This window comes from Marinobacter persicus, from assembly GCF_002934325.1.
GTDB classification, from domain to species: domain Bacteria; phylum Pseudomonadota; class Gammaproteobacteria; order Pseudomonadales; family Oleiphilaceae; genus Marinobacter; species Marinobacter persicus_A.
The window spans coordinates 16,373-27,468 of sequence record NZ_PTIV01000037.1; the positions used below are offsets into that span (position 1 = coordinate 16,373).

Consider the following 11,096-nt stretch of genomic DNA (forward strand, 5'->3'; position numbering starts at 1 on the left):
TCCGCAATTTCCGGGGGCGGAACGCTTAGTCCGCTTCCCGTATTTCGTGGCTGTGAGTGATCTCCACGCCAGCGTTTTCCAGCATGATGGAAGCGGAGCAATACTTTTCTGCCGACAGGCTGACCGCCCGCTGAACCTGCTTCTCTTTCAGGTTGTGGCCGGTGACCACAAAGTGCAGGTGAATTTTGGTGAAGACCGAAGGCACCGCATCGGCCCGTTCGGCTTCCAGCTCGGTGTGACACGCGGTCACATCCTGGCGGCCTTTCTTCAGGATGTTCATCACATCAAACGAGGAGCAGCCGCCCAGCCCCATCAACAGCATTTCCATCGGGCGCGGCCCCAGGTTCTCGCCACCGTGGTCGGGCGGGCCATCCATCTGGATGCTGTGGCCGCTCCCGCTGGTGGCCTTGAAGCTGGCATTGCCGGTCCAGTCGATGGTTGCTTTCATGGTGTTTTTTCTCCTGAATCATAGGGTAGCAGTTAATCGCGGATGCTAGCACAGACCGCCGGTATCGACAGCCGCCAAATGGCGCTCCAGGCCCTGTCGCAGCAGGCGACACTAGAATTCATGCGAGTTGCCGAAAGATACCCTTGTTGGTATAAGAAGTGGCTATATTGTTAACCCGCATCATCTGTAGGGATAAAAACAATAACAACAATGAGAAACCAGCAGATCCCCAGGAGGCTCGTCCCGAACCATGGCTACCATTCTTAAGCCTGTTGAGCAGAAAAACCAACATCTTGATTACTTTCTTTCCCAGTGTCATCGCCGGCACTATCCCGCCAAAAGCACCATCATTTACGCGGGTGATAAAAGCGATTCGCTGTTTTACATCGTCAAAGGATCGGTGACGGTGATCATCGAAGACGATGAAGGTCGCGAGATGATCATGGCCTACCTCAATGCCGGCGCGTTTTTCGGTGAAATGGGGCTGTTCGACAACATGGATTCGCGTAGTGCCTGGGTTCGTGCCAAGACAGAATGCGAAGTGGCGGAAATCAGCTATACCAAGTTCCGCGAAATCGCCAAGGAAGACCCCCGCGTGCTCTACTTTATTGGCGAGCAGATGGCCTCGCGCCTGCGCCAGACCACCCGCAAGGTGGGCGACCTGGCATTCCTGGACGTGACCGGTCGCGTGGCCCGCACCCTGCTGGACCTGAGCAAGGAGCCGGACGCAATGACCCATCCCGATGGCATGCAGATCAAGATCACTCGCCAGGAGATTGGCCGCATTGTGGGCTGCTCCCGCGAGATGGTGGGGCGGGTGCTGAAGACACTCGAAGATCAGGGATTGGTGCGGGTAAAAGGCAAAACCATGGTCGTCCACGGCACCCGCTGAGCCTGAGAATATCGATAGCTGCGTTGCGCTGACTCGATTGGGCGCCACCCAACCTTCGCCAGCGCGCCTTGCTCTCAACATTCCCAGGGCGCAGCGGGTTATCGGTTTTCGCGGTATATTCTGGCCACCGGCTCCACGGTGTCCTGCCAGTCCTGCAGCCACGCCTGAACCGGACGGGGCACTTTGTGAGGCTTGGGCCAGGGCACCGGATACTGAGGCGGCATGAACAGGGGCGCCAGCAGTGAGCCTGCCGTCAGGTCGGCCCGGGTGAACTGGTTGCCGACCAGAAACGGTTGCTGGCCATACACCTCCGCCAGTTCCGTGAGCAGGCTTTCCAGCGTTTGTTGGGCGGCATCCGCCGTTTTCTGATTGATCTTCATCCACTCGCGCATCACCTCATCCACGCGGCTGAAGGCCAGGCTCAGCAGGATGCGATTGTAGAAGGGTGTGCCGGCGGTGAGCATGGGCACCACCACTTTCGGGCGCTGCAGGAAGTAGTGGTAGATCCAGGTTCGTATGGCCGGGCCGGCCTCTTCATCCAATCGTTTTTCCCAGGTCAGGGCCTGTTCCTTTAGTTGCGGATCTTGTGGGGTCAGTGGGTTTTCCGGAAATGCCTGGTCCAGGTAGTCCAGAATCTGCGACGAGCCCTGAACAACCTCTCCGTCATGGTCCAGCACCGGCACCGATGATTCGCTCCCGGTTAGTCCGAGGATGGTCTTGCGATGCTGGCCGGGTAGCAGGTTCACCGGTTCGTAGTTGATGCCCTTGTAGTCCAGCGCCCAGCGTACTTTCTCGGAATAGTGGGAAATGCAGAACTGGTACAGTTTGATGCTCATCGGTGGTCTCCGGGAATCTGAATGGCCCAAGGTTAACCTGTCTGTCCTTCTGCCGCGAGTGCCAACCGCCAGCTTGACGACCCGGGCATTTGCCGTCAGTCTCCAAACCTGTGACTGTGATTCTGGAGCCAACAACAACATGAAAATCTACGAAACCAGTACCGCGCCCAACCCCCGCCGGGTTCGCATGTTCATGGCCGAAAAAGGTCTGTTGGAAAAGGCAGAGTTTGTTCAGGTGGACATCGTCAAAGGTGAGAATCTTACCCCGGAATTTGCGGCTCGCAATCCGATGAAGAAAGTCCCGGTATTGGAGCTGGACGACGGCACCTGTATTTCCGAAACCCTCGCGATTTGCCGCTACTTTGAAGAAGCCTACCCCGACACCCCCAGGCTCTTTGGCGAAACAGCCCTGGAAAAGGCCCAGGTTGAGCAGTGGTTGCGCTGGCTGGAATTCTACCTGTTGCAACCAACCACCATGTGCTTCCAGCACGGCACCGGTTACTTCAACGATCGCATGAACCCGATCAAGGAGTGGGGTGACGAGTGCGGCAATCAGGTGCAGGACTTCATGGTTTTTCTGAACGATCACCTAGCCGATAAAGAGTACCTTTGCTGCAATCGCTTTACCGCCGCCGACATTACCGCGTTTGCCACGATTGCTTTTGCCCGGGTGGTTAAAATTCGCATTGCGCCGGAGCAGGAGCACCTGCAGGCCTGGTACGACCGTATCAAGGCCCGCCCATCCGCTTCGGTTTGAACTCAGGGACAGGAACCATGACTGACAGCGACATGTTGAAACGCACCATTGAGGCCATCGACCAGGCCAACCTCCAGGACCCCAACGAGGAAATGGTGGGGCACCAGTCTCTGCCCAAGGAATACGCCTACAGCCAGCACATGACTCGCTGGCTGTTCGAGCTGGAGCCCGAGCCCAGTGACCGTATGCAGATTGCCTGCCGGGCACAGCACATAGAGCGCTGGACCATGCCCCGCAGTGACTACGGTGAAGGCCGGAAGAATTACCTGCTATGGCGCCAGATGTGTGGGCGCATGCACGGCCGTCGCGCAGCGGAGATCATGGCGGAGTGTGGCTACCCCAAGGAAGAATGCGAACGGGTAGAGACCATCCTTACCAAGCGCAAGCTGCGCCAGGACGAAGATACCCAGTTGCTGGAAGACGTCGCCTGCATGGTGTTCCTGGAGAAGTATTTCGCCAAACTGTATGACGACAAACCGGACTACGACCGGGAGAAGTGGTTGCACATTGTGCGCCGCACCTGGGACAAAATGAGCCCCCGTGGACACGAGGCCGCGCTGAAGCTGGCCGAGGGCCTGCCGCCGCACCTGTTGGCGGTGCTGCAGGAAGCCCTGGCCGAACCCGAGGCCTGATCAGGCCCCGGAGAAGAACAGCTCCCTCAGTTTTTCGCCGGGCTCCGGCGCGCGCATGAAGGATTCACCCACCAGGAAGCCGTAAATGCCCCGGCTGGTCATGGCCTGCACGTCCTCGCGGGTCATGATGCCGCTCTCGGTGATGGCCAGGCGCTCGGTGCCGATGCGCTGGTGTAGCTCGAAGGTGGTGTCCAGCGACACCTCGAAGCTGTGTAGGTCGCGGTTGTTGATGCCCACCAGCGGCGTGCTCAGGGTGAGGGCGTCGTCCATTTCCTCGCCGTTGTGCACTTCCACCAGCACATCCAGCCCGATTTCATGGGCGATGCCCTCCAGTTCCTGCATCTGGTGCTTGCTCAGGCAGGCCGCGATCAGCAGGATGCAGTCCGCGCCCATGGCCCGGCTTTCGTACACCTGGTAGGGCGCCACCATAAAGTCCTTGCGGATGACCGGCAGGCTGCAGGCCGCGCGGGCTGCTTTCAGGTAATCCTCGTGGCCCTGGAAGAAATCATGATCGGTCAGTACCGACAGGCACGCCGCACCGCCGCGCTCGTAGCTTTCAGCGATCTGCTCCGGAATAAACGGGTCCCGGATGATGCCCTTGCTGGGAGAAGCCTTCTTGATTTCGGCAATGACTGCCGGGGTCTGCTGCTCGATGCGCGCGCGCAGGGCGTTGGCAAAACCCCGGGCCGGGGCCTGGTCGCCGGCCATGGCTTTCAGGTCCGCCTCGGAAACCTTGGGCTTACGTTCGTCGATCTCTTCCCACTTCCGCTCAACGATTTTGCGAAGAATGGTGGGTGTCTTGTCCAGATGTCGTTCAGTCATATCAGACCCGTAAAAAGTTCGTGAGAGCCGGTGGGGAGGCCCTTTCCAAAACTGTCTGCAGCCATGGATGGCTGCAGTCAAGCCCTACAGGGACGTACTTGCGGGCGTGTTTTGGAAAGGGCCTCCCCACCGGGTCGTCCGGCTAATAATTCAGCAGGCCGGCATCAAAAACATTGCGAAAAATCAGCCAGCTCGGACATCTTGCCCATCGCCAGTCCGGAACCCATGGCATCCAGCGCCAGGGCCACGCCTTCTTTGGCGGTATCGGCCAGGCCCGCCACGTAAATGGCCGCGCCGGCGTTCAGGGCGATGATGTCCCGCGCCTTCTCGGTGATCTCGTCGTGGTTACGGCCGAAGGCAGCCTTGATCAGCGCCAGGGATTCTTCGGACGAATCCACCGTCAGACCCACCAGCGACTGGCTCTTGATGCCCAGATCTTCCGGGGTGGTGTCGTATTCGGTGATTTCGCCGTCCTTCAGTTCGGCCACATGGGTCGGGGAGGCCAGGCTGATTTCATCCAGGCCGTCCTTTGAATGCACCACCATGATGTGCTCAGCACCCAGGCGATACATAACTTCCGCCATGGGGCGGCACAATTCCCTGGTGAACACGCCAATCAGCTGGCGTTTCACGCCGGCCGGGTTGGTCATGGGGCCGAGGATGTTGAAAATGGTCCGACAGCCCAGCTCCTTGCGCGGGCCGATGGCGTGCTTCATGGCGCCGTGGTGGGCCGGGGCGAACATGAAGCCCACGCCGATTTCCTGAACACAGCGCGCCACTTCTTCCGGCTTCATGTCCAGGTTGATGCCGGCTTTTTCGATCAAATCCGCACTGCCGCTCTTGGAGGACACGCCCCGGTTGCCGTGTTTGGCGACAAAACCGCCGGCAGCCGCCACCACAAACGCCGAAGCCGAAGACACGTTGAACAGGTTGGCACCGTCACCGCCGGTACCAACAATATCCACCAGCGGGTCTGCGTTGACGGTGACGCCGGTCACTAGTTCGCGCATCACCTCGGTGGCACCGGTAATCTCATCAATGGTTTCACTCTTCAGGCGCAAACCCATCAAGAACGCGCCAATCTGGGCGTCGGTGGCCTCACCGTTCATTACGATGCGCATCACATCTTTCATTTCCTCCCGCGAGAGGTCCAGGTTGGAGGCGATGCGGTTCAGTGCTTGTTTCATGTCCATGTATTGGCCTCTCAGGTTGTCAGAAAGTTGCGCAGCAAGTCGTGTCCCTGCTCGGTCATGATCGATTCCGGGTGGAATTGTACCCCTTCAATGGGCAGCGTTTTGTGGCGTACACCCATGATCTCATCCACCGAGCCATCGGCGCATTGGGTCCAGGCCGTAATCTCCAGGCAATCCGGAAGGCTGGCCTTATCGATCACCAGGCTGTTGTAACGGGTGGCGTTCAGCGGATTGCTCAGCCCCTGGAACACCCCGGCATTGGTGTGCACCATTGGCGACACCTTGCCGTGCATCACCGCTCCGGCTCGCACCACCTGCCCGCCAAACACTTGCCCGATGGCCTGGTGCCCCAGGCAAATGCCCAGGATCGGCAGCTTGTCGGAAAAATACCGGATCGCTTCCAGGGTAATGCCGGATTCATCCGGCGTACACGGCCCCGGCGAAATCACCAGCCGCTCCGGGCGCAACGCCTCAATCGCTTCCACGGTGATTTCATCGTTGCGGACCACCCGCACCTCGGCACCCAACTCGGTCAGGTACTGCACCACGTTGTAGGTGAAGGAATCGAAGTTGTCGATCATCAAAATCATGGCGGCGTTACTGATTCATTGTGTTGCTGAAGGTGCTCGCCATGGGGCTCATCGTGTTTCCTGTCCCATCGTTGCCGGGTGTGGAGCGAATAAGAGAAGGATTATTGCAGCCAGCCGGCCCCGGTACAATATCGGGTTGCCGGGGTGAAAAGTGATCAAGGTATGTATCTTTATCACTTATCCGCCTGGGCAACGCCCGCCTCCTCTTCAATCACCGGCTCGGGAACCGTCCGCGGCTCCAGCTCGAATACTTCCGGCGTTGAGGACGGCAGGTTGGTGTAGGCGCCTTTATCAACGATGGCGACTTGGGCGTGACGGCGGATATCCACCAGCACGTAGACGCCCGTCAGCGCCAGAGCCGCTGTTGCCACCATAAAGCCCGAGGTTGGTCCGATGGCAAGGGCGACGCCGCCGGCAACGGCGGGCCCGGCCGCTGCCCCTATGCCATAGCTCAACAGGAGGCCGGCACCGATATCAGCGGTATCGGTGGGGGTTCCGACTCGGTCGTTGGCATGGGCGAGGGCAAGAGGGTAAAGCGCGTACAGAATGCCATGAAGCCCCGCCAGCAGACAGTAGACCGCAGCCAGACCCAGGCTCTGGCCCCAGATGAGCGCGAGGGCGCAACTGGCGCTGACCAGTGTCGCACTGGACATGACCCGACGGCGCTCGTAACGGTCGGAGAGTGTTCCCACCGGCCATTGCAGCACCAGGCCAAGGATAATGGGTACGCTCATGATCAATGCGACACCAGCCATGTCCAGCCCCAGTGAGACGGCGTAGATCGGTCCCAGCGCGGTGAGGGCACCCCCTGAAAAACCGGCCGTGGCAGAGGTTGCCAGACTGACTCGCGAGACGCTTGTGATGCGTCGCCAGCTGGCGGGGCTGTGCGTGGGTATCGGGGGTGCGTCGGTGCGCCAGAACAGGACTGGCACCGCTGCCAGGCACAGGATGATGGCGGCAACGCTGAAAGGTTGCCAGAGTGTGTCTGCCCCCTCTGGCAGGATGGTCAGAAACAGTGGGCCGATGCCTATGCCGCCATAAACCGCGAGGGTGTAGACTGCCAGCACCCGTCCCCGGGCCTCTGGGCCGGAGGCGCTGACCAGCCAGGCCTCAACCACAATAGCTGCGGCGGCGATACTGGCGCCATGCAGCAGCCGGATCAGCCCCCAGAACCAGAGTGCGTCGACCAGCGCCAGGGACAGCACGGCAAGGATGACAATCCCCAGAAGGCCGCCAAAGGCGCGGATATGGCCGACTCGTCGGATAAGTTGTGGGCCGAGAAACGCGCCCAGACTGAACCCCACAAAATAACAGGCCGTTACAAGGCCCGAGGCAGAGCCACTGGCGAGCCTGAGTGGGACCAGGGTATGCGTTAACCCCTGGCTTATGTACATCACGACGGTGGCCAGCAATAACACCGCCAGCGAGGCGAGTTTGGGGACCACCCGGTGGTGTTTGCTGTCGTCCTGATCCATGGGCTCGTCACTGTTTTTCAGTTGTTCCCGGTGAACTTCGGGGTTGGTTCATGCGGGAGATTGTGTTGATGGCATCACAACAGATTAGTATGGCCTATTGAGACTGGCTGGCTAATGCTGGCGGGCTGAACCTGCGCTGGATCATTGTTCTGACAGCAATTCTGATGGTTGAATGAGGTTGACCAGGGTGCCAGTCCGGCTCCAAGGGCAACCTGACAAGAACGACTCATGGCTCATAGGGAGAAAACGATGAAAGCACGTTTTATTGCATTGCTGGCGGTGTTCTGTTTCTGGTTGCCGGCGTCGGCCTATTCCGCCGAGGAGATAAAGGGCAAGTATTCCGATGCGGAGATCATGGAGATCCTGAGAGCCGATGGTTTCAGCGCTGTTACCAAGCTCGACGAAGGCGCCATTCAGGTCAACGTAAACGGTCGCACCCATATTCTTTTCAATAATGACGATGGCGACCTTCAGGGCTATTTCGTAACCAGTGGCGTGACACTTTCCTACGAAGATATGAATGAGTGGAATCGTACCAAGCGCCTTTCCCGTGCTTACCTGGATGCCGACAACGACCCGGTACTGGAAGCCGACCTGTTGTCCAATGGCGGGTTAACCAAGAAGAATGTGGGCGAGTTCTTTAGGATATTCGTGAATGTCTCAGTTCCGGGCTATATAGAATTCCTTTTGGAAAATGACCAAAGCTGACTGAATGGGGCGGCCCCTCAGGTGGCCGGGTTCCGGAAAGCATTCCCGATGGTTTTTGCTAGATTGGGGCTAGGGCCTGCAAACGCGGCCTGATTTTTGTCGCTAAAACGCACCGTCACTTGGGATAGCTTGATGTCCGATACCCGTTCCCAGAGCACCGTTCTGTTCGTTCAGCGTTTGCTTCGGTTTGCTCGGCGGGTGGTGGGGCGTTTCTGGGCCAATCACGGTATTCTGCTGGCAGGTGGAGTGGGCTATAACGTTCTGCTCTCGGCCATTCCCCTGGCGGCCCTGCTGGGGGTTGTGCTTTCCCACATCGTGCCAGAATCCAAGCTGCTCGAGGTGATCAGCTTTCAAGCCCGGCTGCTGGGCACGGGCCAGAGCGCGTTGCTGGTGGAGGCCGTAAAAACCTTCCTGAACTCGCGGGAGGTGGTCGGTTTTATCAGTGTTCCGGTGATGCTGTTCTTCAGTTCCTTTGCCTTCCGGATGATGGAAGACGCCATCGCCATTATTTTTCATCGCCCGGATGCTCCGTCTCGCAGCTTTTGGGTGTCAGCTGTGCTCCCTTTTGCTTTCATCCTTGTGCTGGGCATTGGTCTGCTGAGCCTGACCCTGGTAGTTATCTTCGCCGATCTGTTTTACGACCGCCCGGGCACTGTGCTCTACCCCCTGAGTTTCCTCTGCATGTTTGTGTTGTTCAGCGCGATTTATAAAGTGCTGCCTATCGTGCGCATTAAACCGAGTCGGGCCATCATTGGCGGCTTTGTGGCAGCGATGCTCTGGGAAGGGACACGACTGGTGCTGATGTACTATCTGCAGAATGTGTCGTTTGTGAATGTTATCTATGGTTCCCTGACGACTACCATTATTATCCTGATCACTCTGGAAGTGGGGGCGATCATTCTGCTGCTGGGCGCCCAGGTGATTGCCGAGCTGGAGGACAGCGCCTATGCAGGGCTGCCCTGGTATCACGGCGCACGCTTGCGGGAGCAGAAGAACGTGCCGGGGGCCCGGCGTCGCCGTGCAGAAGATAGGGTTCAATAGAAACCAACGGTAAGGGGGAGGTTCTCGTGAAGACAATTGGGCTGATTGGCGGCATGAGCTGGGAATCCACCCAGATCTACTACCGGCTGATAAACCAGAAAGTGAGAGAGCAGCTTGGCGGCCTGCATTCAGCAAAGCTCGTGCTCTACAGCGTGGATTTCGCCGAGATTGAGGCGTTGCAGCACCGGGGAGACTGGCAGGCCACTGCTGACATTCTGGCCCAGGCGGGCCAGGCGTTGGGGTCGGCCGGTGCGGACTTTCTGGTACTCTGCACGAACACCATGCACAAGGTGGCTCCGGCAATCGAGCATGAGGCGGGTATTCCGCTTCTCCACATCGCGGACGCCACCGCCGGCGTGCTTAAGCGAGACGGGATTACCTGCGTGGGGCTGTTGGGAACGCGGTTTACCATGGAGCAAGCATTCTATGTGGACCGGCTCCGGGACCATGGCATTGACGTGCTGGTGCCGGATGAGACCCAGCGGGAGCGTATTCATTCAGTGATCTATTCCGAGCTTTGCCAGGGTGTGGTCAATCCTGAATCCAAAGCCGATTATCAGGATATTGTGTCTTCTCTGGCTGAGCGCGGTGCCCAGGGGGTAATTCTTGGTTGCACGGAAATCGGGCTGCTGATCCAGGCTTCGGATACCGACGTGCAGCTTTACGATACCACTGAGATCCATGCAGACCAGGCCGTTCGGCATGCTTTGGCTTCTGGATAGCATTGCCCACCTGTATGGGATAGGATTGATTTTGTAGTTGCGCCCTGCATAACCATTAGTTGTTATTGATAACGACTTTGGGTCTTCGATATGCAAGGACGTATACTGTTGAGAGTCACAGGGACGAGTGGCGGTAGTAGAGCAGGAACGGCTTTCAATGTCTTTTATCCTCCACACCCCTTCCTCCCTTCGGATTCACGTAAGCCATACTGGTATGAGCGGCCTGGTGTAGCGCTGTTCTGATCTCACCCGAGGTTCCGAAAGTGGCCCCTTGAAGCGTTAGTTTCATATTGGACAAAGGAAATCAATCATGGATGAAAAAAAGCTTTTATCACCCGCTCAAATCGCCGGCGGAGCTTTCTGGGGCGGGCCGTTAGCAACGGTTTACTATTTGCGGAGAAATTATCTGGCCCTTGGCAGGGATGATTATGCTCAGAAAACGCTGGTGTACGGCGTGCTTTTTGTCATTGCGCTTTTGGTCCTTCTTCCCTTCATACCGGAGAGCTTTCCAAACCTTGTGATTCCATTGGCCTACTGCTTTGCAGCCCGACAAATTGCGAGCTCAACGCAAATGGGAAAAGTCCAAATTGAGGAGGCGGAAGGTTACACGTTCGAATCCAACTGGAAAATATTTGGGGTTGGAATACTGACTTTGTTAGCTTTTTTCGCGATGGCGCTGTCGGTAATCATGATGTTTGAAGAGGCTGGTTTTCTGAAATTGACCTGATGCCTCAAAGCCCGGAGTGCCCACTGATGAGTGATCACGAACCTACTTATAGTCGTTGCGCCGTTCAGTTGAACCTTTACTCGCTAATCAAGGTTACGGGACTAATTGGCCTGGCAGGCGGTCTTTCCTGGGCGTTGATTATCTGTGTGTTGGATATGCTAGCCCGGATTTCTCATAGCCACCCAGCAAGTCTCGCAGACTGGGCGGGTGGCCGCCATGGCCGCCCAGTTGCGGCCCTGATTGCTTAATAAGT

13 protein-coding genes are annotated in these 11,096 nt (G+C 57.9%); 7 read left to right on the forward strand and 6 right to left on the reverse strand.

Annotated elements, in window-relative coordinates:
• Positions 1-25: 25 nt before the first annotated feature.
• Positions 26-448, reverse strand: coding sequence for an OsmC family protein (locus BY454_RS15065; protein WP_104417406.1), 423 nt, complete (start codon positions 446-448; stop codon positions 26-28).
• Between the two features lie 250 nt (positions 449-698).
• Here BY454_RS15065 and crp point away from each other — a divergent pair, with 250 nt between their 5' ends.
• Positions 699-1,340, forward strand: a complete 642-nt coding sequence (gene crp / locus BY454_RS15070; RefSeq protein ID WP_104417407.1) for a cAMP-activated global transcriptional regulator CRP — start codon at positions 699-701, stop codon at positions 1,338-1,340.
• Positions 1,341-1,438: 98 nt separating this feature from the next.
• Here crp and BY454_RS15075 read toward each other — a convergent pair whose 3' ends face one another.
• Positions 1,439-2,176 carry a glutathione S-transferase family protein gene (locus BY454_RS15075; protein ID WP_104417408.1) on the reverse strand — a complete coding sequence of 246 codons (738 nt, stop codon included), beginning with the start codon at positions 2,174-2,176 and terminating at the stop codon, positions 1,439-1,441.
• A 139-nt stretch (positions 2,177-2,315) separates the two neighbouring features.
• Here BY454_RS15075 and BY454_RS15080 point away from each other — a divergent pair, with 139 nt between their 5' ends.
• Both BY454_RS15080 and BY454_RS15085 read left to right on the forward strand, forming a co-directional pair.
• Entirely contained in the window at positions 2,316-2,933 is a 618-nt protein-coding gene (locus BY454_RS15080) for a glutathione S-transferase family protein (RefSeq protein WP_104417419.1), read from the forward strand.
• A 17-nt stretch (positions 2,934-2,950) separates the two neighbouring features.
• Positions 2,951-3,565, forward strand: coding sequence for a DUF4202 domain-containing protein (locus tag BY454_RS15085; RefSeq protein WP_104417409.1), 615 nt, complete (start codon positions 2,951-2,953; stop codon positions 3,563-3,565).
• Here BY454_RS15085 and trpC read toward each other — a convergent pair whose 3' ends face one another.
• From trpC to BY454_RS15105, 4 genes are all read right to left on the reverse strand, one after another.
• Positions 3,566-4,387, reverse strand: a complete 822-nt coding sequence (gene trpC, locus BY454_RS15090) for an indole-3-glycerol phosphate synthase TrpC (RefSeq protein WP_104417410.1) — start codon at positions 4,385-4,387, stop codon at positions 3,566-3,568.
• Between the two features lie 164 nt (positions 4,388-4,551).
• Positions 4,552-5,580, reverse strand: coding sequence for an anthranilate phosphoribosyltransferase (gene trpD / locus BY454_RS15095; protein ID WP_104417411.1), 1,029 nt, complete (start codon positions 5,578-5,580; stop codon positions 4,552-4,554).
• A gap of 11 nt (positions 5,581-5,591) precedes the next feature.
• A complete protein-coding gene (locus BY454_RS15100; RefSeq protein WP_104417412.1) occupies positions 5,592-6,170 on the reverse strand; it encodes an anthranilate synthase component II in 579 nt (192 codons plus the stop codon).
• Positions 6,171-6,343: 173 nt separating this feature from the next.
• The gene (locus tag BY454_RS15105; RefSeq protein WP_104417413.1) at positions 6,344-7,645 is read right to left on the reverse strand and encodes an MFS transporter; all 1,302 of its coding nucleotides are present in this window, start codon (positions 7,643-7,645) and stop codon (positions 6,344-6,346) included.
• A gap of 249 nt (positions 7,646-7,894) precedes the next feature.
• Between BY454_RS15105 and BY454_RS15110 the strand changes: the two genes are divergently transcribed.
• From BY454_RS15110 to BY454_RS15125, 4 genes are all read left to right on the forward strand, one after another.
• Complete coding sequence (locus tag BY454_RS15110) at positions 7,895-8,353, forward strand: YbjN domain-containing protein (RefSeq protein WP_104417414.1); 459 nt, start codon at positions 7,895-7,897, stop codon at positions 8,351-8,353.
• 132 nt (positions 8,354-8,485) lie between these two features.
• The gene (locus tag BY454_RS15115; protein WP_104417415.1) at positions 8,486-9,394 is read left to right on the forward strand and encodes a YihY/virulence factor BrkB family protein; all 909 of its coding nucleotides are present in this window, start codon (positions 8,486-8,488) and stop codon (positions 9,392-9,394) included.
• Positions 9,395-9,420: 26 nt separating this feature from the next.
• Entirely contained in the window at positions 9,421-10,116 is a 696-nt protein-coding gene (locus BY454_RS15120; protein ID WP_104417416.1) for an aspartate/glutamate racemase family protein, read from the forward strand.
• Positions 10,117-10,426: 310 nt separating this feature from the next.
• Positions 10,427-10,843, forward strand: coding sequence for a hypothetical protein (locus BY454_RS15125; RefSeq protein ID WP_104417417.1), 417 nt, complete (start codon positions 10,427-10,429; stop codon positions 10,841-10,843).
• Positions 10,844-11,096: the final 253 nt, after the last annotated feature.